A 24,703-nucleotide genomic window follows, 5' to 3' on the forward strand; every position below is an offset into this window, starting at 1 on the left:
ATTGTGAAAGCAGCAGCCCGAATTGCGATTTTTTATTTGTTTTTCGGGTTTCTCTGGATTTACTTTTCAGATTACGACATTTCCCTTCTTTTCCAATCTGCAGAAGATACAAGAGAGATTCAAAGTTTTAAAGGTTGGGGTTTTGTTTCTGTTTCAGCATTTATCATTTACATTTTACTCGTTCGCGAATTAAAAAATCAAAAAAAAGTTTTGTCTGAGAAGTTTGAATCAGACCAATTATTCCAAGTGATTTTAGAACGAATTGAAGACGCTGTGATTGTTTTCAATTTAGACACTTGGAAAATTGATTTTCTTAGCGAACAAGTTTGTCGGTTATTTGATATCAAAACAGAAGATATCATCGCCAATCCCAGATTATTGATAGACCAAGTGTTCGAAGCCGATCGCGCCAGGATGTCTCATATTTGGATGAACCAATTGAAGGAAAATCATACTGGTTTACTCTATCGCATCCAGATGAAAGACGGAAAAATCAAATGGGCATTGGAACATAGACTTTTTATTCCTTCCAAAGATGGAAGTCCTAATAAAGCCGTCGCTGTGATTTCGGATATGACAAGTTACATGGAGAACCAAACCAAACTTGAACAATCCCTGAAAGAAAATGAAACATTACTTACAGAAGTGCACCATCGTGTAAAAAACAATTTGGCTGTTATCATTTCCTTTTTGCAACTTCAAGTGTATTCTTCTCCAAGAGAAACAGCAGACATTTTGGAACAAAGTATTGTACGAATCAAAGCCATTGCCCTCGTACATGAAAAATTATACAGTGGAAAAAATTTATCTGGTTTAAGTTCGGTTGATTATATCACAAGCCTTGTTGAAAATATCAAACTTATGTATATGAGATCGGATATATCAATTGAATTAGAAATTCAAAAGATGGAGTTTAACATTATTGATGCGATTCCAATGGGTCTTATGATCACGGAGATGTTAACAAATAGTTTCAGACATGCATTCAAAGTAACAAAACCAGATGCTCAAATTAAAATTGAATTTGTTGTAAATGAAAATCATCAAATTGAACTAAAGTATCGAGACAATGGAGTTGGATTTCCAGAAGGTTTTGATTACCATAAAGCAGAAACCATTGGATTATCAGTGATATTTTCATTATCAAGCCAATTAAATGGAAAAGAAGTGAGTTGTATTTCAAAACCCAACGAAGGTGTTTTTTATCATTTTTCATTTTCACCTAAAAAAACAAATTCAAAGTGATCAATTTGATTCATCGATAATTGCAGGTAAATATGTACACAAAAGGAAAAAGTTATTCAGAAATTCAATTAGGAGAAAAAGCTTCGTTCACGAAAACAATTTCAGAAACAGATGTTTATCTTTTCGCTGGTATCAGCGGTGATTTCAATCCATTACACGTTGATGAGGAATATGCAAAATCCACCGTGTTTGGTACAAGGATTGCTCATGGAGGTCTCGCTGCATCGTTACTTGCGCCTGTTCTTGGTATGAAATTGCCTGGGCTCGGAACTGTTGCTTTGGAAACTACAACCAAGTTTCGCAAACCAGTTTATTTTGGAGATACGATCACATGTCTCGTGGAGGTAGTAGAAAAAGTAGAACGTTTGAAAGCAGTTAAAATGAAAATTGTTTGGACCAACCAAAAAGGCGAAGTGGTCACGAAAGGTGAAACTTTGGTCATTCCTCCCGGTTGAGAAACTGGCCAACCAATCCAATTTCATCTTCAACAAACTCCCGAATTTCTTCCAGTTCGTCGATATCCAAAATTTCCTCTAATATTTCTTCTCCTGCTTCATCTTGTCCTAATCTCATCACAATATAACCAGGAACGTCTGAATCGGGATCATCCATCTCCACATTTACAAATTGGTATTCTTGTTCCGTACTTGGTATAAAAACTAAATAATCATTTCCCAATAAAGAAAATGAATAAAACACTTCCCATTGGTAACTATTTCCTTTTTCATCCACCAAATCGATTTCTTCCGTGGTTCGATTTGGCAAAAAATCATCTGCTTGGAATCCAAAATCTTTGGCATCCATTATTGGAAAAATTCCTTCTCAAATGGTAAACTGTGCTTTTTTTTGGAATTACATTCTTTACAAGAAGGAACCAAGTTTGCTTTTACAGACTTTCCTCCTCGTATAAGTGGTATTAGATGGTCCATTGTCAATTCCTCAACCTTGAATTTTTTTCCACAGTAGTGGCAAATGCCTGAAGCACGTTTATTTTTCCACCAGGCAGTGTTTTTTAAATCCTTCGCTTTTTTTCGTTCTCGTTTGATTTCTTCGTCGCTGATATCCGAAAAAAAAGGTTCGAGTGGTGGTTCCATCATTGTTTAAAAAAAATCTGTTTTTTTCTCTTCGTCAAGAAAAAGATGGTGGAATGGGACGACTCATTTACCTGGACAATTTACGTTCGTTTGCGTTACTGCTTGGCATCGTATTCCATTCTGCCATCGTGTATGCAGCAGAGATTCAATATGCAATCCAAACGATTGAAAGGAGTGAAATCCTATCTTATTTTTGTTATTGGATCCATAGTTTTCGGATGCCAATGTTTTATATGATTTCAGGTTTTTTTTCTGCCATGGTTGTAGAAAAAAAAGGCACTGGATTCTATTTTGAAGGTAGATTAAGAAGAGTTCTCATCCCAACTTTATTTGGTCTTTTGTTTTTGGCTCCTATCCAATACTTTTTAATGGAAAAAACAAAAATCCCAAACATCAGTCTTGTGGATTTTTTAATTCATTTTTTTACCAAAGAAAAATTCCAACATTCACATATTTGGTTTTTAGTAGACCTATTTTGTTTTAGTATGTTGTATCTTTTACTCCACAAATGGATTTTTAAAATCATTGATTGGAAGGGTTGGAGGGATTTCCCATTTCGATTTTTGATCCTTTTTTTGTTTTGTTTTTTATTTGTATTAGGTTCTCATACACAATTCGGGAAAGGGGAATCTTATTTTGGAATTTTTAAACTTACGTTTTTGTATCAGTTTTCTTTTTTTACTGCGGGAGTATTTTCGTATTTCTGGAAGGATGTTTTTTTCCAAAAGCCATCTTCACCTTACAAAACCATTGCGATTTTCCTTTGGGCTTTGGTATTTTCTTTATTACTGATGGACTTTGAAATTTCAGATCCACTCTGGATTTATTTTTCTTACGCGAATCCATGGTACAGAACATTCCATATCTTTTTATGGGTCACTTCACCTTATTTGTGGACTTTGTTTTTTGTGAGAGTTTTCCTTCGTTTCGGAAATGAAGAAGGGAAGGTTGGAGGGTATATCATCGAAGCTAGTTTGCCGATTTATCTCGTCCACCATCCCATCTCATTAGTGTTTGCATTTTATGTGAAGGAACTTTCCTTCCCTTTATGGGAAAAATTTTTACTTCACAATTTGGTTGTGTTATGCCTTAGTTTTTTTCTCTATCACTGTTTCATCCAAAAGTACAAACCATTACGATTTTTGTTTGGGTTAAAACTAAATTAGGTTTTACTAATGGCTTGTATGGCAGAGGCAACTGCTGAGTCCATACTTCCAGTATGTAATGCCAAATGTTCTCCTGCAAAAAACACACGTTCAAATGGTTCATTCCATACATCTTTGATTCCGTAACTTCCTGGTGGGAAAAGGGAAACAAAGCCTGGCCTGCCTGTTGATTTTTGAAAGCTGTGAAAATGGAAAGGGTTTTCTGCGATTAAGTCTAAATTTCCCACTTCTTCTAAAGCCGACACCATGAGATTTTTTTTCTGACGATCAGTCCCTTTTTCAAAGAGTGAGGCTTTGTCTCCAGTAGAAATGGAGGTAAGAGCCGTTATGTTCGATCCCATTGCTAAATCCGATACATACAATGTTTCGGCTGCTGTAGTGGTGTTCTGGAAAAAATTGGATAGGTTTGCATTTGATTTCACAAAACATAAATTTTTAGAAATTTTTCCAGTTTGCATCCGAAGTGCTGAATAAATTAAATCTTTTGGTAAGGTTGGAGTCCATTTGATATCCAGTAATGCAGAAGTTGGTAGTGTACAAACCACCAAATTACCTTTGAGTGAACGCCCTGATTGGAGTTCCACACTCACTTGATTTTTTTGTTGTGAAACTTTGACAGCCGTTTCTCCAGTGAGTAACTCCTGGCCTTTCAATTGTGAAACCAAGGATTGGATGATTTGGAAGGCTCCGGCCTTCACTTGGTATTTGGGTTTTAAAGCAGATTGCAGTGCAGACAAGTCATCAAGCACAGACTCACTTGAAATTTGGTTTAGATCGGCACCTAAAATGATCCGGTACAAATCATTCATGGATTGGATTTCATCTTCTGATAGTCCTTGGTAGCGAGCATAAGACGAAAAATTAATTTTATCCAAACCTTGTTTTTGGTTCGCACCAAGTGATTTGTGTAAGTCGATCACTTTATCGAGTGTATCTATAGAGGTGCTTGAGATTTTATGGTATTCTTGGTTTGCCTTGGTGAGAGAAAATCGATCTGCAATATTGGAATTTACTAATTCCAAACCTAGTTGTTTCACCAAACTTTTGATATCTGTTTGGTTTTCGCTAATCCATTCCCCACCTAAGTCTTGTACAATTCCTAGTTCAGGGTTCTGGTAGGTGGCAATCCTTCCTCCAAAATTTTCTCCTCGTTCAACAACAGTTACATCATATCCAGTTTGTTTGAGTAAATAAGCTGAATAAAGGCCGGCAAGTCCTCCTCCAAGAATGATGGCTCGTTTGCCTCCAGTTGGCTTCGGTTTTGTTTCGGCAGTCACAACTCCTGTGGATTGTCCGAAGTATTTTTTAGGAAAGAGGAGGCTCACTCCTGCGGCAGTAACAGTCAAATTTTTGAGGAATGTTTTTCGATTCATAGAACTTTCCCCTATTTTACCACTCAAAACAAAAAAGGCTAGAAAAATTACAAAAATAGAATCTATTGACTTTGGCTTTTTATGCGAAATACAAGAACTTCTTCCCAAAATTACATTCCCTTCTTTGTCCTCACAGTTTTCTTAGTCCTTTTTTTTCCAGGTGAGAACCACGCAAATCCAATCATCCAATTGAAAACAGAGATGTTCGGAGAGCCGATTTGGAACCAGGTTTTGGTTTTGGAAGACACAAACCATTCCATCCCACCCGAGGAGGTCCTTTCTGGTAAAAAGGATTCAGAGTTTAAGGTTCTCACTTCTCCCAACTTAGGATTTTCCGGGTCCATTTTTTGGGTGCGTATCGAAGTTGCAAACCCAACTAACAGCTTACTTCGTTGGAATTTATTATTTGATTTCCCACTCATTGATGAAATCCAAATCTTTGGTGAACCATTGCCGAAGGAATCAAAACGAATTTTAGGTGATTCAATCGTCTTTTCAGAAAGAAATATTGATTACCGTAATCCTGTGTTTCCATTAGAATCACCTGCGAATACAAAATTTGTTTATTATTTAAAAATCCAATCAGAATCCACGATCCCTCTCACTCTCAGTGTATGGACGGAAAGAGAATTTAATGAAAAACTTTCCAAAGAACAAATGATCTTTGGGGTATTTTACGGGATTTTGTTTGTGATGATTGCCTATAACTTCTTTATTTATATTTTCACATATGAAAAAAGTTATTTATTATACCTCTTTTTTATCAGTTCCATATTTTTCTTTCACTTGGTAAACAACGGTTTTGCCTTCCAATACTTTTGGCCCAATTGGGTATTTTGGGCAAATTATTCGTTACCTTTTTTCATTTGTTTGTCTTGTATCACAGGGGTAATCTTCACTAATAATTATTTAAGTTTGAAAAAACATTTACCTAAAATTTCTAAATTAATTTGGGTTTGGGTAGGGATATTAGTTTTATTTTCTGTTGTAACATTTTTTTTAACTTACCGCATTGCAATGGTTACCTCCATATTGTTGACGGTTCCTACTGCTTTATTACTCGTTTATAGTGGAACCTATACTTACATTGCCAATGTGAGAACATCACGATATTATCTAATTTCTTGGGCTTTCTTTTTATTAGGTGTATTGCTTTATTCTTTAAAAAGTTTGGGTTTTTTGTCGGACAACAATATCACAAGATGGACAATTCAAATAGGTACTGCTTTACAAACCATTTTGTTATCTCTTGGTCTTGCTGACAGAATCAATTTTTTAACAAGAAGCTTACGAGAAAATTTACGTGATTTATCGCATGCCAAAATCAAAATCGAAGAATCAGAAAAACGATTCCGTGAAATTTTCCAAGGTTCTGATGAAGTGATACTTATGATGAATGAAGATTTCCAAATCATCAATGCCAACAGATCTTTATCGAAACACCTCGGATACCGATTAGATGATTTAAAAAACAAAAAAATTACAGAAATCCTTTATACAGGTCGTGACCAAAAATCGGATTATAATGTGATGTTTGTGAATGATAAACTCACCGACTTAAAGATGACCGGCTCTGCGATCAATTTTAAAACTGAACTTTCTCAAAAGTACGTGAAAGAACCAAAAGAGATGGTCTGTCGGATCCAATACATTGATTTTGAAGAAACGAGAGAAGTTCTTATGACCTTATCTCCTGAATATGAGGACACTATCATCCAGTTGATTGAATCAGAAAAAATTGAAATTTCTATGAACAATTACCTACGAAACGCAGAACTTGTTTCTCAAAAGATCACAGCTCAATTATCAAAATACCTCACAACCATAGAACAAACAGAAATACGTTCTTCTGTACGGGAGATCATCATCAATGCTGTTGAACATGGGAATTTGAATATCAGTTTTGAGGAAAAATCCAATGCACTTTTGGAAGGAAATTATTTAGAGTTCCTTCAAAAACGCCAAGAAGACCCTCGATACCGCCAGAAAAAGGTGAAAATTGAATATTCATTTAGTCATGAATTTGTGGCATATAGGATCACGGATGAAGGTAGAGGATTTGATCATAAAAAACATATGGAAAAATCCATCGATGCTATCAACGAAGCCCATGTACAACATGGACGCGGAATTTTAATGACCAAATCAGTGTTTGATCGAATCGAATACAACGAAAAGGGAAATCAGGTCAGTTTGATTAAGTTCTTAAACCGAGATTAATTCCTTTGCCAGTCTAACACCCACCATTCGTTCCATTCTTTGGAGTAGAGGAGTTTACCTGGCAAATGGCTTTGTAATAAACTTAAAAATTCATCTTTTTTTTCTGTAATGATCCCGGAAAAAATAATCCTTGGTGCATTGATTTTTGCCAAGTGGCGGATATTTTGTGATAAAACAGCAAACGTGATATTGGCAATGGCCAAATCATATGGAACGTTTGTTAGTTTTGGATTGTCAATCCCGGATTCTTCCACACTAAATTGAAAACCTTTTGGGTATTCGTTTTCTGTCCAGTTGGACCAAGCTGCCTTTACAGCATTTGGATCAATGTCCAAAGCAAAAATTTTGGAAACACCAAACTTTGCAAGACCAATGGATAATATCCCCGACCCAGTTCCCACATCACAAGCCGATTTAAATGCAAACTTTCCTTCAGCATATAAAGAATCCAAATGTTCTAAGATGAGTTTTGTAGTCTCGTGGTGTCCTGTCCCAAAGGCAACACCAGGATTGATAAAAAGTGGAATTCCACCAGTAGGTTCCCAAAGGGCAATTGTGTTAGGCTCTTTTTTTTCCCATGTGGGGATTACCCAAAGTTTATTTCCAATAGGAAAAGGTTTATAGTACTCTTTGTAAGCTTCTTCGTAATCTCTTGTTTCAATGACCCTCGATTCCGAATTGTAATTGTTGGGTGCAAAAAGTTTCAAAAAGATTAATATCTTTAATTCTTTTTCTACTTCATCTGTTTGTAAGTATATTCGAATATTTGTATTATCACGGATCAGGCCTTGGTCTTTTTCTTTGGGCGCTTCTCCATCAAAAAGAATTTCGTAATAACCAGCACATTGCAAAGAATCTAATAGTTCGTAAAATGGATCTGATAGTTCTTTTGGTAAATTGACTTTGAGTTCCCTGTATTCCAAACTTAACCTATTTCATCCGTATAATCCATTACGAGATACATAAGTGTCTCTTGGTCAGTTGGATTGGAGTATTCATGTGAGACATCGGCTTTAAAAAAAACAGAATCTTTTGGTTCAAGTTCAACCACTTTTTCTCCCACACGCAATCGAAGTTTTCCAGATACCACAACGAGGTTTTCTGTTGTTCCAGTTTTATGAGGTTCTGCTACTTCATGGCCACCGGGTTTTAATATAAGTTCATAGAATTCAGTTTTCCTGTTACCGAGGAAAGGGAAAAGGGCACGACTGGCAAAAACTTTCGAATTAGAATACAATACTTTTGAGTTTTCCGCTTTTAGGATATGGATTCCATCTTGGTTTTTCTCTTTAAGGAGTTCCGAAAAGGGGACATTCAGTCCATTTGTGATTTTCCATAAAACTGAAATGGTTGGTACTGATTTCCCTTGTTCGATTTGGGACAACATCGCACGGCTGACACCACATCGATTTGCGAGTTTGTCCAGAGAAAATCCTTTGGTATGACGGATGAGTTTCAGGTTTTCTTTGACAACATCTGTTATATAGTCGCCTGATTCTGAAATTAGCGGATCTAATCCGTCACTTGTTTGTTCTACTTTACTAACCATTGTCCAAGCGTTCAATATAACAGAGGTACTGTCAAGAAACTAACGTTTGGGCCTTTCTTTTTTCTCTTCAATGACAAAGACGGGAGGGAGTTTCATCCCTTGTGGGAATTTTTTTTGGACTTCCTTTGCATGACCTCGGAACGAAGTTTCATGGGCAAACGAGATCCCAAGGGAAAGGAAAATCCGTCGGTCATGGGGTAGGATTTTCGCCAAAGTTTCCAAACAATGTTTGGCCCGGTATGGAGTTTCATAAAATGCCAAAGTGATCCCAAGACCCAGGTATTGTTTTAACGTTCTCTCCCGTTCTTTTTCCTCTCTCGGTAAAAATCCGAGGAATAAAAAAGGAGAAGTGGCAAAACCGGAACTCGTGAGAGCCGAAACGAGGGCTGTTGGCCCGGGGGCAGAACGAACTTCCACACCCATCTCCCAAGCTAAGGGGACAAGCCACTTCCCAGGGTCTTCTAGTCCAGGACTACCAGAATCGGAAATAAGACATGTCCTTTTTGTCATGGCCAACTTCATCCCAATTTCTTCCATCTCCGTTTTCGAAGTATGTTCATTTAAGAGATCAAAGGGTTTTGTGATGCCTAGTTTTTTTAAAAGGGTAGAGGTGGTCCTTTGTTCTTCTCCCAAAATCCAATCCGCTTCTTCTAGCAACTGTTTGGTGCGTGGAGGGAGATCTAAATCATTTCCAATGGAATTGGATACTAAATACAATCGGTTCATTTTGTAAGAGTAGGGAAGGCGAAGTATGGTTGGATGAGGATCCCTTGTGAAGAACAAGCTTTTACAAATTCTGGGTCACCTTTGTCGATGGCCACGCCAAATTGTTTTGCTTTTTTTAGCATTGGATAGTCATTGAATGAATCACCAAATACCAAGTCTGGGTATTCACCGATCCGTTCTTCGATTGCCTTCACTTTCCCTTCACCATAGGTATACGGTTCGATGAGTTCGTGTGTGTATTTATTATTTTCATCTAATACTTGTCTCATGCCAATGACATGGGATTCCTCTACGGGAAAATGGTGGGCAATGGCAGCAATTCCGGGTTCCGGGGAAGCGGTCACAATGTACACTTTCCAATTGTGGTGGTTTAAGAATTGGATGAGGTCCTTCATTTCTACCTGAGGGAATACACCTGTCTCTTTCTCGGGTTGGTTTACAAGCCCCCAAGCACGCCTTGATACTTCATAATAATCTTCTTTCGTGAGTCCTTGGAAGAGAAAGGAAGTCCAACGATACCCTCGTTCAATCCCAAATTCTTTCAATTGGTAAGCATATTCTTCCCAAACTAAATGTTCTTTTTCTGCAAAACTAAGTTTGGTATGGTCCTTCCAAAGAGTTTGATCGCGAAAAAAAGAAGAAAGGTCTTTTGGCAAATAGACAAGCCCTTCCGTTATGAGTTGGTCCATGATTTTTTCACCAAAATCATTTCGAATGAGAGTGTTATCAAAATCGAAACAGGCGATGCCAGTTTGATTTGGGATGAGTGTCGTCAGACGTTTGTAAATTTCATCCGTCCAACTGTTCTTTGTAAGTTGTGTCACAACTTTTTAGTCTGCAAATCCAACTAGGTTTGTGGCAACTCCTTCTTCAAAGGGAGTGAGAAAGTTTTCGGGATTTAAATACACATTATGAAATCGAACTTCGAAGTGGACATGGGGCCCTGTTGATTTTCCTGTGTTTCCGGAAAATGCAATGATCTGTCCTTTTTTGACAACATCACCTGGTTTTACGAGTAACTCTTGGTTGTGTCCATACACCGTATGGAAGTGGTTCATGTCGTGATGGTAAATTTTAACGGCAAGTCCATAATCACCACCCCTTCCTGCTTCTTCGACCACACCATCTGCTGCTGCAAGGACGATCGAGTTTTTAGGAATGGCGATATCGAGGCCAGTGTGCCAAGTGTTCCATCGCCTTCCAATCCGAGAGGAGATACGAGATTTGTTATTGGGGAGTACCGGCCAGATGAATTGGTCAATCGGTGATTCAATGGTTTCGCGAAAGAGTTCCTTTTCTTGGAGGTTTCTCATGTATTCCGCTGAGTAAGGGAAAAAAATAGATCGTTTCAATCGTTTGAGATCGGCATCTGTCAGGTGGTTGATTTCCATCACCTCTCGGGCAAGCACTCCAAACTCAGATGCTTTTTCAAGAAGGGATTTTTTCTCCGCATTTAGGTCGACCCAAAGTCCCCACTGGTCGTTATAACGTTGGAAGACATGGTTGTCCAAAAAAACAGGACCGTTTTTTTGCTTTTGGTAAGCCGCATAGGCCGAGTAGGTCACGACAAAGAGGATTAGGACCAGTATGATATAGTAACTGCGGTTTCGCTTCATCTCATTTCGCCTCAAAAACTATGGTGCAATGCCAAATTCTCACGACCCCTCGCCGGGTCAAGGCGAAGAGGCTCGGAACTTGCCTCATTCATGGCTTTTATGTGACATAAGAAAGTGCAACGGATCCGTGTCATTTCCTTTTCCATCAAAGGAAATATTTCTTAACGGCGTTTATTATAAAAAAAGGACCAGAGAATACCTGATCCTTACCTGCAATCGATTCGTTTCACGAAGTTTGTTTAGGAAACGACTTGGGTTTTCTGTTGGCCAGTTCGGTAGAGGTAAATCCCAGCCACAACAAGGCAAACAATCCCTATGGCATAGTAGGCCCATCCCACATCAAAGTAACCCAAAACCAAAAACCCGAAGAGTAATCTGGTGATTTCCATGGCTCCCGCCCAAGATTTGTTTTCAATTAAGGCATTGATGGCAACAAGAGAGAGTGTCACCCAAACCGTCACAAGGATTTGTGATACCAAACTGAATTTTGGAACAAAGAGTAAAAAGGCAAAGGAGAGAAGTAAAACCAAAACAAACCAAGTGGTCGTATAGGTTTTCACTTCCGATGCAGGTTTTGGGTCATACTTTTGGAACGTTGTGGGACTCACTTCAGGGATTGGTAAAAATCCGGCGGGTTTTTGCCCTTGCCTTGGGATCCAACCTGGAGGTTTGAAAAACACAAGGATTTTGTCTAAGAAATATTCTGCTTGGAAAGACTGTTTCAGAAGTTCCCAGTAATAATGGAAATTGGCATATACTGGATTAAAACTCCGAAGGGGTTTTACGGTTCCATACACACATGGTTCGGTCTCTTCTCGGAACGTGCCAAACATCCGATCAAAGATGATAAAGATTCCCCCATGGTTTTTGTCGATGTAGATCGGATTGATCGCATGGTGCACCCGGTGGTGGGACGGAGTGGAAAGGATGTATTCTCCAATCTTTCCGATTTTGCCAACGGCCTTGGTATGGACCCAAAATTGGTAAATCAAATTGATTTGTCCACTGGCAAGGTACATCCAAGGGTGAAACCCGATGAGTGCCAAAGGCACGTAAAAGATCCAAGAAACAAGTCCGCCAAGACCCGTTTGTCTAAGAGCAACCACTAAGTTGTACTCTTCGCTGTGGTGGTGGATGACGTGCCCTGCCCAAAGGAAATTCACTTCGTGAGCCAAACGGTGGGACCAGTAGTAACAAAAGTCCTGACCAACAATGCAAAGCACCCAAGCCCAAGGGTTCGTCATAGCGAATTCAAAAACACGAAAGTGTTCGTAGATATAAAAATAGGCGAAGAGTCCAATCCCTTTTTGGAAGAGGCCCCAGATCTGTGAGATGATCCCTGTACTTAGGTCAGCAATGGAATCATTCAACCGGTATAAGTCTTTGTTTTTTCGGTAACCAATGTATACCTCAATCCCAATCAATAAAAAGAAAACTGGTATGGCGAAGGTAACAATTTTGGGAGCTGTGAAATTCTCGAACATGGCGGTATAGATTTGACATCATTTTGACAAAATGTCAAGCAAATGTTGACCGAGATTCAGAAATTGTTCTTGGTTCAATTCTTCTGGTCGTTTGGTTGGAGGTATGGCAGACAGGGAGATCGCTTCCGCCAATGCCTCCCGAAATTTCGGGTCATCAGAAAACGGAGATTCTCGTAAACTGACTTGGATTTGCTTTCGTTTCCCCCAAAAAAGGGTTCGTAACATCCGAGACCAGATTGCCACTTCTTCCTCAGATTGCGGGGACCAATGGTTCTTGCTTTTTTCTGATTTGGGTGTGAGTAAAATCAAAGCGGAGTGGATTTTTGGAATCGGGAAAAAACAATTTTTGTGAACAGTTTTGAGGTATTTTACATCACAAAACGCAGATAAAAAAACAGATAAGGAGGATGTTTCTTTCGCGAGGCGTTCGGCAAATTCCTTTTGCACCATAAAAATTCCACCTTGGAACATCCGGCAGTGGATGAGAAGGGTACTGATGATTTCCGTTGTCAAGTGGTAGGGTAAATTTCCAAAAACAAATACTCGTTTGGGAAAGATATGGAATAAATTCTCTAAAGCATCTCCTGCATAAAGATGGGCATTTGGAAATTTTGGTAAAATTTCTTCCTTTGCCAGTTGGATGTATGCAAAATCAATTTCGAAGAGATCGGTTTCTTTTTGTAGGCTTAAGATAGGATAGGTTAATGTCCCAAGTCCAATTCCAATCTCTGCCAGTGTAATCTCTGGTTCAGTAAACAAAGGTTTTGCGATATTGACAATGTAATCCACAATGTTTTGGTCGATAAGGAAATTTTGACCAAATTTTTTTTGGGCACGGATTCCTTTTGATTCAAAGAAGGTTTGGATTTGTGAGATTGTGGAGTAAGGGGATTTCAAAATGATCCTCAACGATGAAGATTTCCCAGGCGTTAGAAATCCCAAGTAGTTTTTGGTAGGTGATCCATTCTTTCGCTTCCTTTTTTTTCCATGGAGGGAAATCCAAAACCAAGATTCCCTTCCAGTTTTCTTTCATATTTTTTCTTTTGATTTCGTGTAAAGAACGTAATAGGGATTGAATTTCCTTGGGATTGCCATCAAAGCGAAGCAGGCTAAGTTCACTTGTGATGGTGTGCCCAAGTGGGAGTGAAGATTGGATTTGGATTCCATCTTTTTCCAAAACTGGCTGAAACGGGGAAGTGAGTTTGTCATACCAAATGGTGTTTTGGATTCCATGTTTCTTTTTTAGCCTAAGGACAGTTTGTAAACAGGATTCGGATTCAAATAAAATTGTTTGAATTTTATCTTTGGTGTTTGGAAGTTCCAAACGTTTGTATGTAGAACAATTTCCGTATAAGAAAAATTGATCTCGTATCGTAATCGAAAAATAACCTTTCCCTTTTTGGATAAAAACTGGTAAATTTCCTGAATGCGGATAAAAATAAACCAAGGGAAAAAATGAAATGAGTAGGATGGGCAGAATCCACTTTACAATTGTTTTTTGGTGTAAATTGTATCGATATACGGACCATGTGAAAAAAATAAGAATCAAAGAATACAGAACAAACGAATCTGTAAACTCTTCCCAAAATCGAAAACCTCTCCCTCGAGTTGATAGGAATTGAAAGAATTGTAAAAATAAAGAGAGGAAATACGAAGTTGGTGTCCAAATCCAATCAGAAACGAATCCTTCCAATTGATCTGGAAGGATTGATTGGATAAAAATTGTCATATAAATACAAGGAAGTAAAATTCCAGCCAAAGGTACCAAACAAAAATTGATCCATATCCCTCCAAAAGAATAGGAATGGAAATAATAAACAAGGACGGGAAAGCTGCAAAGGGAACAAACGATTGTTAGTGTAAAATTTTCTTTAATGAATGAATGAGAATTTGGCATCAAAATTTGATCTAAACATGGTTTGAGATAAAAAATTCCAAATACAGCTCCAAACGAGAGTAAAAATCCTATACTTAAGAAATCTGAAAATAAATAAAAAGCAATTCCCGCCGATGAGATGATGAGTAAATCACTAACAGCGATTTTGCGATAGAAAATGGAGGACAATAAGGTAAAAAACGCAAAACAATATGCCCGGACAAAAGAAACGGGGAAATTTAAAAGATACAAATAATACCATCCGAGGGCCAAAGATAGGAGAATTGAAATCCATCTTCTTTTGGCAAAGATAAGATTTCCAAAAAATTGAATGCTACCAATAAAAATACCTAAGTGCAATCCAGAAGCGGCAAAGAGGTGAAGGATTCCTGATTCTTTGGCAATTTCTTTAAAGTCTTTCGGAATTTCTTTTGTGGAACCAGTTACTAAACCAATGACAATTCTCTGTTCTAACGGGGAAAGAGGGGACTGTTTGCAAGTATCGATGAGAATCGATCGAAACCATGGTTTGGGTTGTCTTGGCAAAGAAACTTGTCCCGTATCCGCAAATAAAATAAAAACAAACGAGGCAATGGCAAAGGAACGAATTCGCCTCTCCCATCTTTTGGGGAAAAGTGGAGGGAAAACAAAGATGATGGAAAGGCAGAGAACCGAAACTGAAAATGCGATGAGATAAAATCCAGGGATGAATGAACCAAATTTAAAAAGAGAAGCTGAGGCACAGATGCCAAAACAAAACCAACCAAACGAAGAACTCGGTAGAAGTTTTGCGTTCACTTTCACAAGTGAATGAGGTTGTAAATTTAAGTTTTGGTCTCTTAGAATTTAGAAAGGGTAGATGCCGAGTGTGTTACGCACTTCGTTTAATTTTTTTTCGGCTACTTCTTTTGCTTTTTCCTTTCCGGATTTCAAAACAGAATGCACATAATCTAAGTTTTGTGTGAGTTCTTCTCGTTTGGATCGGAAAGGGGCAAAATGTGAAAGGACCGATTCTAAAAGGTCTTTTTTTAGGTCCCCATATCCAATTCCACCGTTTGTGTATTTTAGTTTTTGGGATTCTTTTTCTGTCTCAGATAAAAACAAGGAATGGATTTGGAAGATCACTGATTCTAAGGGATTTTTTGGTTCTTCGATGGCCTTCGAATCACTCACAATCGACATCACTTTCTTTTTGATTTCTTTTTCTGTCCCAAAAAAGTCGATGGTATTGTTGTAAGACTTAGACATCTTAGCTCCATCCACTCCAGGAACCGTTGCAGTGTTTTCGTCAATATCAGGTTCTGGGATGGTTAAAACGGAACCGAATTGTGTATTGAACCTTTCGGCAATATCACGTGCAAATTCTAAATGTTGTTTTTGGTCTCTTCCCACAGGGATTTTTTCTGCCGAAAACAGTAAGATGTCACTTGCCATCAGGATGGGATACGTAAAAAGTCCAGCTCCCGGAACAAACCCTTTTGCCACTTTGTCTTTAAAGGAATGGGCAAGTTGTAATTGTGAGACAGTGATCGATTGAGATAAGTACCAGGTGAGTTCTGTGACTTGAGGCACATCACTTTGTACCCAAAACACAGTTTTGTTTGGATCAACACCAAGCGCCAGTAAGTCGATTGCACATCCTAAAGTGTATTCCTTTAATTCTTCTTTGGAACGAAAAGTAGTGAGAGCATGAAGGTTTGCTATAAAAAGGAATAACTCTTCTTTGGATTGGTAATCCAATATTTTTTTGATCGCTGAAAAATAATTTCCTAAATGTAATTTCCCAGAAGGTTGTAAACCAGTAAGGACTCTCATCATTCTCCTTTCGTATCAGAAAGATCAATAGGATCTGAAGTATTTTTATTTTCAACTGATTCGTCTTTTTTATCTTCTTCATTTCCCTCGCCATTAAAAGTAGAATAAGTTAGTCTCTCATATTCTTTGTTTAATTTGATGAGCTCTTGTTCTATTTTTCTATGAGCAGTGAGTTTGGATGTTGTGGTTGGATCTTTAAAGATCACAGCATAATTATACAAATACTTTGTAAATTGCATAAACACATCTTCCACTTTCATGCCATTGATTCGCTCTTTTGCAACTACTGCCTTGTCATAATGAGGAATGAATCGTTGTGCAATTTTTACTTCTTCAATGACTTTGTCTTTTGTAGAAGCGATTTTATCATTCGCCTTACCTTTAGATTCGGTGACTTTGGCCATCAAATGGTTTTCGATGATGATATTGAGTTTTCCAGCAAAACTTCCAAAAAATTCGGAAGCTTCTTGGAGAGCCTGCACGATGGGCCCAGCAATTTGGTCACTCGCAGCATTGCCAGTGCTATAATCCATTCCATATTGTTGGAAACTGTATTGGAAACTTGGGAATTTTTTGTTAAAATTATCAATGGTCCTAACGAGGGTATTGAGTTCGTCGATTTCATTGCGAAACAAACCCGGTTGGATGATGAGGAGTTCTTGGTTTTGGTTTTTATCACCTAACCGCACGTATCCTTCAATTAAATTCACATAAACTGTTTGTAAGTCACGGAGTAATAAATAAACAAGCCTGTGTGGTTGTGATTTATAACTATTTTTTACCGTTTGGCTTTTTGCCGATTCTGGCATGTGGTGTGCCATGTAGTCGTCAACCACTTGGTTTAAAAAATCAAAACTAATTTTACCTTTATCATCAATTGAAAAGTAACGTGATCTTAAGTTTTGCAGTTCTTCTTTTTTAAACGTTCTTGTATTGATGTCGTCAGAAATTTTTGCTACGGTGATTTCCACTTCCTTTTGGATTTCACGAGCTGCTTGGAACTTGTGTTCTTGGATGGGTGGAACACGTAAGTCTGTTACAATCTCAGGCCAAGTAAACATTTTCTTTTTGGCAACAATGTAAAACGCTGTAATTGCATCGGATAACTTTGGTTTGTTGTTTTCTAAACCTAGAGCATAGTTCACACCTTCCATGATTTTGTTTAGTTTTGGTGTGAGTTTATCATCCATTTTAACGATGTCTGGTAAATTGGATAAAATAATATCTTTCGCATCATCTCTCTGCAAAAAACGTACGTAAAACATCTGCATCTTAAGTGATCGTTCTAAAAAGATGTCTGCTGAAATTTTATCCAAGATAAGTGCATCGAGTGATGCAAATGCATTAAAGAATTTATTAAAATTATTGATGATATTGTAAACGAGTGGAGTCCAAATCCTCCAACCTTGTTGTTCTGAAACACGAAGGGCTTGGATGGTAGGTATGAGGACATCTTCTTTGAGCCCACGGAAAATCTTTTCTACATTATTAGAAATGGATGGATTACGACCGAACAATCCTATGTCAATGGTTCCGGTTTCTTTCGCAAATTTTGCAATCGAACTATTGGCATTGTTCCCTCCACCAAATAAACCAGCAAGAAGACCACCACCTTGTTTTTGTTCGTTGCCTTTTTTTCGTCCAGGATTTTGTTTTTGTTTGGCGCTGTCGATGGTAACGAGGTCACTCGAACGTTTGGGTTTTGGTTCGGGTGTAGAGGGCCTAGAGATCACTTCCCTTCGGGGTTGTTCCTTTTCTGGTAAACCTCGATCGCGGTTTTCTTCTTTTTTAGGTTTGTTTTTGTTTTCGTAGTCTTCGTCAACTTTACGAATGAGATCAATACGGATGAAGACATCATTCGATTTTAAGATCGCTTCATCGATGAGCTGTTGGTGTTCGGGTGTCCGGGTTTTACGGTACAAATCCGCAAACACGCGGTGGGCTTCTGTACGCGAGACTGGTGTCACAATCACTCCTTTTGGTTGAGAGGGTTCTCAACAATCTGTGAGCTTGTGGGTGGTTGGAAGTTAAAAAGTCCTGTTCCGAGACCAATATTGGTCGCTATGCCAGAAAAAGCAATTTCAGTGATTTCATCGTCGGAACGTTTCATTTTGAGTACACGAGGGAGGTCGTTATCTGAGACGACCAAAATGATTTCATTATAACGTTTGGTAGTCGATGTGAGGCGAAATGTTCTGCCACTCACCGTTACATTTTCATACCCGGAAAGGAGTCCACCAAGTCCCCCTGAAACACCTTTTAGGTCTTGTTTCCCTGCAATGGAGGAATCGGGATTGTAAAACCATAAAATACGGCCATTGGAAGAAATGATCCTTCCGTCGCTGAACCGAACATGGAGTTGGTTTGGGCTTTTGTAAGAAACGACACCGGTTAGGCCACCATTTAAGGTCACAGAAGCGCGAAAACTTTCAAGGGAGTTCATTCTGCCGATGACGGCGTTAAGACGGTCTCGTCCATCCTCTGCCCAAAGGGAAACCATTGGGGCAGAGAAAAGGAGAACAATCTGGATTTTGAGAAGGAAATTTCTCAAAGTAAGATGGTTCGTATTGGGAATTAACCCAATACTTTTTTGAATTCAGAAGTGAGTGCAGGCACTACTTCAAACAAATCAGCGACAACACCATAGGTTGCTACTTTAAAGATCGGAGCATCTCCATCTTTGTTGATCGCAACGATGTATTTGGAAGATCCCATACCCGCTAAGTGTTGGATGGCTCCGGAAATTCCGCAAGCGATGTAACAGTTAGGGGAGACAGTTTTACCTGTTTGGCCCACTTGGTGGGAGTGAGAAATCCATCCCGCATCTACTGTTGCACGAGAAGCACCGAGTGCTGCACCGAGAGTGTCTGCTAAGTCTTGGATGATAGGCCAGTTTTCTGGTCCTTTGATCCCACGACCACCAGATACGATGATGGAAGCATCCGCTAACTGCACTTTGTTTCCACCGGAAAGGTCTTTGGAAAGTGATTTTGTTCTCACTTCACCAGCAGAAGCTCCCGATTTTTCAACAGCACCAGCTCCGTCTTTTGGAGTTACTTCTTGTGAGTTTGCACGCACAGTGAACATTTGGATGTCAGAAGAAACTTTAAAGTTTGCGTAAGCTTTACCAGAGTAAATTGGTTTTTTTGCTACTACTTTTCCACCGTCTACAGAAAGAGCCACTGCATCCGCAACGATTCCCGCATTTGCTTTGATCGCCACTCTTGCAGAGTATTCTTTTCCTTGCGCGGAGTGTGGCATAAGGACCACTGCAGGTTTTTTCTCTTGGATTACGGCAAAAATTCCGTTTGCATAACCTTCTGGTGAAAATTCACCGAGGTTTGCACCAATCACTGCATCAGCACCAACTGCTTTCAAATCACCAGCAAACGCGTCAACGTTGTCAGTGATGATGAGAGTATGAACTTTACCACCGATTGCATCCGCAATTTTACGAGCTGCAGAAGTGAGTTCTTTTGAGATTTTTTTAAGTTCGCCGTTTTTTAATTCACCAACTACTAAAACATCAGCCATGTTCGTCTCCTTAGATGACCTTCGCTTCTTCGCGAAGAGCTTTTACAAGTTGAGATGCAAAACCTTGTGCATCTGCTGCTTCCAGTTTTCGACCAGCGATACGTGGAGGAGGTGGTTCGAGAGATACTACTTCGAGTTTGGAACCAGTAGCACCGAGTTCTTCTGGTTTTTTCACATCGACTGGTTTTTTCTTCGCAGACATGATTCCTTTTAAACTTGGGTATCTTGGTTCGTTCAAACCTTTTTGTGCAGTCACTGCAAGAGGAGCAGAAGTTTCAACAACTTCAGTTCCACCTTCGATTTCGCGAGTGGCAGTTACTTTTTTACCGTCAAACTCAAGTTTGAGGGCCATAGCTACGTGAGGGACATTCAATCTCTCTGCAATTTGAACCACAACTTGTGAGCTGTCAGTATCGATTGATTGACGACCACCAATGATTACATCTGCATTTTCTGCTTTGATGAAATTAGCAAGGAGTTCGGAAGTGTATGTAGAATCAAACGTTACATAGTCATCCACTTTTACATGAACGGCTCTGTCGACTCCCATAGCGTAGGCAGTGCGAAGTGCTTCTACGACACGGTCCGGACCGAGGGAGACAGCGATGACTTCTCCACCGCTTTTTTCACGAATTCTAATTCCCTCTTCGATAGCGAATTCATCATAAGGAGAGATGATCCATTTTACGCCAGCTTCGTTGATCGATTTGTCACCGACCTTGATATTGGTTTCCGTATCCGGAACCTGCTTTACTAGAACAACAATTTTCATTCCTTAACCCCGTTTTCGTGGATTACCTTAAGACCAGAAAACGAGAGGGAAGTCATAAGGGAAGTAATTTATTCTCGAAAGAAGCTGTATTTGGACCAATTATAAGCCCAAATGATGCCAACGATGACCACAAGGACGTTTGCATCGGACCTGAGGTAAAACTGAAACCCGACAGTGAGAGGGAGGAGTAAAAACAAGAGAAACGCGATGAGGAGGACTTGGTGGGGTGTTTTTTTCCAATCTTTACTGGCATTTTGAACTTCTAGGAGGAGATTCCCTTTTGGTCCCTCCGCAAGCGAACGAAACCGGAACCAGTAGAGCGAGCTAAAGAGTAGAAATAGGAAAAGATGCAAGAAAAGAAAGAACATAAACCCAAGCTTATTTTTTAGGGGAGTCCAGAGAAGAAAAAAATGATCTGAGGTAAAAACATCGGAAGGTAGGAAAGCTCGGCCAAGGATTTAAGGGTGGTGGTTTTGTATGGAAGGAAGGTCGTAACGAAAAGCCAAACATAAGAAGTACCCAGTGCCAATCCAAAGGGATATGAGATTGTCTTCGAGAATGCAGTGAAGCATAGGAAAAAAAATCCCAAGATGAGGCAAATCCGTAACAAAATGTTCATTCCGTTGTATGAGAGAAATCGGCTAAAAACCATTGTGTTTTGCCTTCGATCCAGGTCTCGGTCTAAGTTGTAAGTGAACAAAACATTGGCAAATACATGAAGGAAAAAGAGGAAGGTGATTTCTCTGTGGTTGTTTTCAAAGGGAAAGGGGAGGAGAATCCCCCAAGTATAAAAAAAGGAAACCAAGAGTTCCTTTGGGACCGGCGAAATTCCTTTCACAACCAAAAGGAGGATGGCTCCAAACGAAAGGAAAAACATTAGGTTTTCGAATACAAAATCCCTTACCCAGAAGATTCCAAGTGAACTCGAAACAAAAAATGAGATTCCAATCAACCACTCGATCTTTGTTTGGTGGCGCAGGAAAAACTTGGACCTTTCTCTGATTGGATCCATTTCTTTTTTGGCATCCCAAAGGTGGTCCAAAAGATACAACACCCATACCGAAACTAAATAATAAAGAAGCAGTGGAATCCGAAATGGGATTTGGTAGAGGGTAGAAAAAAAACAAAAGTTGGCAAAAACAGAACTGACCACATCCAATGATGCATATGAAATCAAAAGGAGAGAATGGGACGTTCCACTTGTTTGCCTTGATTGGAACATAGTTCATTTATCCTGTTTCGGAATCCTTTGGCAAAAAGAAAATTCCCTTGCCACAAAAACTTTTACAGTCTGAATTGTATGCCAATGTTCCGCTCCATTCGTAATGCCGTCCAATCTGTCTATTGTATCCGTGACCAATTTCCCAAATACATGTCGGAACTCCTTTTCGAAGAAGAGGCGATGGGCGCATTATTTGCAGTTCGGTTTCGCTATGTAATCGGATTTGCTCTGATTGCGAGTGCGATTGCGAATGTGAGTCATATTGAAACGATATGGGGTCATTTAGTCAACTTCATTGCAATTGCAGTATATTTTACCAATACATTTATACATTTGCATATTCTGAAAAAGAAACAAAGTAAATGGAAAACAAAATATGACTACATAAGTCTCCTTGTGGACAATGTATTGATTACCATGACTATTCTCAATTGGTATTGGATCAAGGGAGATGGAAATCCCAATTTTTTAGTGAAAACTCCACTCATGATCTTTTATTTATTACCTTTGTCTTTGTGTCTCTTTCAATACCGATTTTCACTCGTTGTGTTTTCTTTTGTTTGTTTTTTGATTAGTTATTATGGATTTATCGCCGCAGCATTACATGATCCTGATGCCATTGTCAGTTTGGATTGGCATAGTTATGTATTAGGTGATGAAATCATCCTTTTAGATGCCCTTGTTTCCAAACCTGTCATTTATTTGATCCTTGTGTTTGCGATCTCATATGCCATCTTCCGTTCCTTAAGGATGTTACTTAAATTTGCGGCCTCCGAGACACAGAAAACCACTCTATCTCGTTATTTTTCTCCTGATTTGGTGTCTGAAATTGTTTCGGACCCAGAGGTGTTAGGTAAAGGCAAACGACAAAAAGTGACAGTGCTCTTTAGTGATATCCGTGGTTTCACTCAGTTTTCAGAACTTCTTGATCCTGAAGAATTATCAATTTTTTTAACAGAGTTTCGAAGGCGTATGGTTCGTGTGATTTTCCAAAACAAAGGTAGTTTGGATAAATTCATTGGGGATGCTGTCATGGTGACATTTGGAACACCGCTGCCTTCAGAAATTTTAGGAGAAGATTCGCGAAATGCAGTGGTTGCCGCCAAGTCGATGTTAGAGGAACTTAAATCTTGGAATGAGGAACGAAAAACTTTAGGACAGGTGGAAATCAAAATTGGAATCGGTATCCATTCTGGTGAAGTGTTTTGCGGTAGCATTGGTTCTGAAGAAAGAATGGAATACACAGTGATTGGTGATACAGTGAACACTGCTTCACGAATTGAATCAGCTTGTAAAACCATAGGTTCTCCACTTTTAATTTCCGAGACTGTGTGGAATGAGATAGGAAAACCAAACGAGTGGGTAAAAAACGAAGGGATTTTGTTACCAGGAAGGGAACAAAAAATCAATTTGTATTCGGTTAAGAACCACCCATAATTAAGAATTGAGATTTAATTTATACACGGCTTCGTGTAAGGCGGGGTTTAACTCTGGATCAATCGTATAAATCACACGAGTGGTTCCTGCTTGTAAGGCTAAATCCATAATTGCTTTTCTTCGATCAATTTTGATACTCTTCAAATCGAAATCTGCAATTTTGAATTTGATCCCTTTTTGGAACACAGGATTGATGCTACAGATCCTTTGGAGTTTGGGTCTTGTTTGGTAACGACCCACATCAAGGACAAGGCAAATATCAAAATGGGCACGTCTCTCCGAGTCTACTGAAGCCGTGATCACAAAATCCCCAAAGTTGATGATGTTTTCATTATTTGTAAGGGAACTTCCAACATAATCGAGGAGGTGGCGGATATTTTTATTACTATAGGAGAAAAATGAATCGTTTAAAATCATTTTAAGAGCGGTTGATGATTTAAACGCAGGCCTCCAAGGTTGGTTTGACGTGAGGGATGCGTATTCACTTGCCAAAGACAAAATTGCAATATCTTCTTCGAAACTGGATGAAGTAACATTGTTTTCTTGTAAGTGCAATTGTAACTCGATGTCTTGTGTGATCCTTTCTTTTCCCACTTCACGATTGTATTTATCTCGAACTGACATGAGTTTGGTGAAGAGAGACCTTGGGTCTGGGAAATTATTATTCACCCCATTGCCACGATAAGGTCTGTGATGATTTAAGATGAGAGTTCTAACATGAGATTCCACTTCTGGCGCAGGGAGTGTCATTAAGTAACTGATGATCGGATGTTGTTGTACAACGGCGTATTCTTCTTTAGTGAGTTTCGGAGTTTGTTTGACTTCAAGTCTTGAGTAACCAACATCCATCAAATAACTTGCCATCATAAGACTTAGATGGTCTTTTTTGTTGGATTCTTCTTTACCTTCGTTAACGATCTTTCGTGTTCGCACTTTCATTCCCATTGCTACTACAGTTCGTTTTGTCATAAGTTCTGATTCTACAGAAACTCCAGCAACACTTAAGATTTCTAAGATATTAAAGATCCCAAGTTCAAAATCTGGGTTACTAGTAAAATCGGTTAGCAGTTCATTTACGGAGTTTTGTACAAAAACTGCCTGGTCAGAGGAAAAGGAAGTTTTTCGTAAATCTTCGATAAGCGCCTGAGATTGTTTGGCGAAACGAGCTGTTTTTTCTACATCAAATAATTTTGTAGTTCGTCCAGGTTCTAAGTACTGTTTTTCATTTCCGTTGGGTTTATTTTTTTTCAGTTCTGAGATGAGAAAGTAAACCCCTTGCATTTCAAATTTAAGGAGTTTACCGAAGTCTGCTTCGGTGGGATTTCTTTTTTTATGAATTAAAATTTGGCCGTCTTTATTGTACAAATCAAGAGGAATGTTTTGGTTTTTCCGAAAACTATTTAATGATTCTTCGGTTAACTCAAATTTGGCGAGCTTTTCTCTGGGTACTATATTTGTATCGTTTATGCTCATGATTCTACACTCATTCGACTGGAAAAAACTTTCTGAATGTTTAAGCGATATTGGTGTTTCTTCTTTAAATTGTAAATTCATTCCTAAATTTTTAATTTCAT

General features: G+C 38.8%; 24 protein-coding genes. 5 read left to right on the forward strand and 19 right to left on the reverse strand.

Going from position 1 to position 24,703, the window contains the following annotated elements; genetic code table 11:
- Positions 1–3: 3 nt before the first annotated feature.
- Both LEP1GSC202_RS11205 and LEP1GSC202_RS11210 read left to right on the forward strand, forming a co-directional pair.
- The gene (locus tag LEP1GSC202_RS11205) at positions 4–1,245 is read left to right on the forward strand and encodes a sensor histidine kinase (RefSeq protein ID WP_015677918.1); all 1,242 of its coding nucleotides are present in this window, start codon (positions 4–6) and stop codon (positions 1,243–1,245) included.
- A gap of 32 nt (positions 1,246–1,277) precedes the next feature.
- A complete protein-coding gene (locus tag LEP1GSC202_RS11210) occupies positions 1,278–1,700 on the forward strand; it encodes a MaoC family dehydratase (RefSeq protein ID WP_015677935.1) in 423 nt (140 codons plus the stop codon).
- On the opposite strand, the gene LEP1GSC202_RS11215 is transcribed toward LEP1GSC202_RS11210, so the two are convergent.
- Both LEP1GSC202_RS11215 and LEP1GSC202_RS11220 read right to left on the reverse strand, forming a co-directional pair.
- The gene (locus LEP1GSC202_RS11215; RefSeq protein WP_015677939.1) at positions 1,684–2,049 is read right to left on the reverse strand and encodes a DUF1292 domain-containing protein; all 366 of its coding nucleotides are present in this window, start codon (positions 2,047–2,049) and stop codon (positions 1,684–1,686) included. The genes LEP1GSC202_RS11210 and LEP1GSC202_RS11215 overlap by 17 nt on opposite strands.
- Positions 2,049–2,342, reverse strand: coding sequence for an HNH endonuclease (locus LEP1GSC202_RS11220; protein WP_015677948.1), 294 nt, complete (start codon positions 2,340–2,342; stop codon positions 2,049–2,051). The genes LEP1GSC202_RS11215 and LEP1GSC202_RS11220 overlap by 1 nt, the downstream gene beginning before the upstream one ends.
- A gap of 50 nt (positions 2,343–2,392) precedes the next feature.
- Here LEP1GSC202_RS11220 and LEP1GSC202_RS11225 point away from each other — a divergent pair, with 50 nt between their 5' ends.
- A complete protein-coding gene (locus LEP1GSC202_RS11225) occupies positions 2,393–3,505 on the forward strand; it encodes an acyltransferase family protein (RefSeq protein WP_039928951.1) in 1,113 nt (370 codons plus the stop codon).
- Here the strand turns inward: LEP1GSC202_RS11225 and LEP1GSC202_RS11230 are convergent.
- On the reverse strand, positions 3,502–4,878 hold the full coding sequence (locus tag LEP1GSC202_RS11230; protein ID WP_015677912.1) for a flavin monoamine oxidase family protein: 1,377 nt from the start codon (positions 4,876–4,878) through the stop codon (positions 3,502–3,504). The two genes, LEP1GSC202_RS11225 and LEP1GSC202_RS11230, sit on opposite strands and share 4 nt — an antisense overlap.
- A gap of 81 nt (positions 4,879–4,959) precedes the next feature.
- On the opposite strand from LEP1GSC202_RS11230, the gene LEP1GSC202_RS11235 reads away from it, so the two are divergent.
- Positions 4,960–7,098: a 7TM diverse intracellular signaling domain-containing protein gene (locus LEP1GSC202_RS11235; RefSeq protein WP_015677911.1), complete on the forward strand. Its 2,139-nt coding sequence runs from the start codon at positions 4,960–4,962 to the stop codon at positions 7,096–7,098.
- Here LEP1GSC202_RS11235 and LEP1GSC202_RS11240 read toward each other — a convergent pair.
- The 15 genes from LEP1GSC202_RS11240 to LEP1GSC202_RS11310 form a co-directional block, all read right to left on the reverse strand.
- Positions 7,095–8,021: a 50S ribosomal protein L11 methyltransferase gene (locus LEP1GSC202_RS11240; RefSeq protein WP_015677881.1), complete on the reverse strand. Its 927-nt coding sequence runs from the start codon at positions 8,019–8,021 to the stop codon at positions 7,095–7,097. The two genes, LEP1GSC202_RS11235 and LEP1GSC202_RS11240, sit on opposite strands and share 4 nt — an antisense overlap.
- A 2-nt stretch (positions 8,022–8,023) precedes the next feature.
- Positions 8,024–8,647 (reverse strand): helix-turn-helix domain-containing protein, encoded by a 624-nt coding sequence (locus LEP1GSC202_RS11245; RefSeq protein ID WP_015677896.1) that lies wholly within the window; start codon positions 8,645–8,647, stop codon positions 8,024–8,026.
- A gap of 39 nt (positions 8,648–8,686) precedes the next feature.
- The gene (rsmI, locus tag LEP1GSC202_RS11250) at positions 8,687–9,373 is read right to left on the reverse strand and encodes a 16S rRNA (cytidine(1402)-2'-O)-methyltransferase (protein ID WP_015677871.1); all 687 of its coding nucleotides are present in this window, start codon (positions 9,371–9,373) and stop codon (positions 8,687–8,689) included.
- The gene (locus tag LEP1GSC202_RS11255) at positions 9,370–10,197 is read right to left on the reverse strand and encodes an HAD family hydrolase (RefSeq protein ID WP_015677843.1); all 828 of its coding nucleotides are present in this window, start codon (positions 10,195–10,197) and stop codon (positions 9,370–9,372) included. Before LEP1GSC202_RS11255 ends, rsmI begins: the two co-directional genes overlap by 4 nt.
- Before the next feature lie 6 nt (positions 10,198–10,203).
- Positions 10,204–10,989 carry a M23 family metallopeptidase gene (locus LEP1GSC202_RS11260; protein ID WP_015677890.1) on the reverse strand — a complete coding sequence of 262 codons (786 nt, stop codon included), beginning with the start codon at positions 10,987–10,989 and terminating at the stop codon, positions 10,204–10,206.
- A gap of 239 nt (positions 10,990–11,228) precedes the next feature.
- A complete protein-coding gene (locus LEP1GSC202_RS11265) occupies positions 11,229–12,473 on the reverse strand; it encodes a sterol desaturase family protein (RefSeq protein ID WP_015677854.1) in 1,245 nt (414 codons plus the stop codon).
- An 18-nt stretch (positions 12,474–12,491) separates the two neighbouring features.
- Entirely contained in the window at positions 12,492–13,370 is an 879-nt protein-coding gene (gene rsmA, locus LEP1GSC202_RS11270; RefSeq protein WP_015677900.1) for a 16S rRNA (adenine(1518)-N(6)/adenine(1519)-N(6))-dimethyltransferase RsmA, read from the reverse strand.
- Positions 13,324–15,147 carry a ComEC/Rec2 family competence protein gene (locus tag LEP1GSC202_RS11275; RefSeq protein WP_244147716.1) on the reverse strand — a complete coding sequence of 608 codons (1,824 nt, stop codon included), beginning with the start codon at positions 15,145–15,147 and terminating at the stop codon, positions 13,324–13,326. Before LEP1GSC202_RS11275 ends, rsmA begins: the two co-directional genes overlap by 47 nt.
- A 48-nt stretch (positions 15,148–15,195) precedes the next feature.
- Positions 15,196–16,164 (reverse strand): tryptophan--tRNA ligase, encoded by a 969-nt coding sequence (trpS, locus tag LEP1GSC202_RS11280; RefSeq protein ID WP_015677923.1) that lies wholly within the window; start codon positions 16,162–16,164, stop codon positions 15,196–15,198.
- Complete coding sequence (locus tag LEP1GSC202_RS11285; RefSeq protein WP_015677925.1) at positions 16,164–18,131, reverse strand: hypothetical protein; 1,968 nt, start codon at positions 18,129–18,131, stop codon at positions 16,164–16,166. Before LEP1GSC202_RS11285 ends, trpS begins: the two co-directional genes overlap by 1 nt.
- Before the next feature lie 2 nt (positions 18,132–18,133).
- Positions 18,134–18,664, reverse strand: a complete 531-nt coding sequence (locus LEP1GSC202_RS11290) for a LolA family protein (RefSeq protein WP_051125344.1) — start codon at positions 18,662–18,664, stop codon at positions 18,134–18,136.
- A 74-nt stretch (positions 18,665–18,738) separates the two neighbouring features.
- Positions 18,739–19,698 (reverse strand): electron transfer flavoprotein subunit alpha/FixB family protein, encoded by a 960-nt coding sequence (locus LEP1GSC202_RS11295; RefSeq protein WP_015677931.1) that lies wholly within the window; start codon positions 19,696–19,698, stop codon positions 18,739–18,741.
- Between the two features lie 10 nt (positions 19,699–19,708).
- Positions 19,709–20,470 (reverse strand): electron transfer flavoprotein subunit beta/FixA family protein, encoded by a 762-nt coding sequence (locus LEP1GSC202_RS11300; RefSeq protein ID WP_015677893.1) that lies wholly within the window; start codon positions 20,468–20,470, stop codon positions 19,709–19,711.
- A gap of 68 nt (positions 20,471–20,538) precedes the next feature.
- Positions 20,539–20,838: an LIC10362 family protein gene (locus tag LEP1GSC202_RS11305; protein WP_039928908.1), complete on the reverse strand. Its 300-nt coding sequence runs from the start codon at positions 20,836–20,838 to the stop codon at positions 20,539–20,541.
- A gap of 17 nt (positions 20,839–20,855) precedes the next feature.
- Positions 20,856–21,692 carry a hypothetical protein gene (locus LEP1GSC202_RS11310; RefSeq protein WP_039928909.1) on the reverse strand — a complete coding sequence of 279 codons (837 nt, stop codon included), beginning with the start codon at positions 21,690–21,692 and terminating at the stop codon, positions 20,856–20,858.
- 84 nt (positions 21,693–21,776) lie between these two features.
- Between LEP1GSC202_RS11310 and LEP1GSC202_RS11315 the strand changes: the two genes are divergently transcribed.
- The gene (locus LEP1GSC202_RS11315; protein WP_015677859.1) at positions 21,777–23,129 is read left to right on the forward strand and encodes an adenylate/guanylate cyclase domain-containing protein; all 1,353 of its coding nucleotides are present in this window, start codon (positions 21,777–21,779) and stop codon (positions 23,127–23,129) included.
- On the opposite strand, the gene LEP1GSC202_RS11320 is transcribed toward LEP1GSC202_RS11315, so the two are convergent.
- Entirely contained in the window at positions 23,130–24,602 is a 1,473-nt protein-coding gene (locus LEP1GSC202_RS11320) for an HD domain-containing phosphohydrolase (protein WP_039928952.1), read from the reverse strand.
- Positions 24,603–24,703 lie beyond the last annotated feature (101 nt).

Source organism: Leptospira yanagawae serovar Saopaulo str. Sao Paulo = ATCC 700523 (assembly GCF_000332475.2).
Taxonomy (GTDB): domain Bacteria; phylum Spirochaetota; class Leptospiria; order Leptospirales; family Leptospiraceae; genus Leptospira_A; species Leptospira_A yanagawae.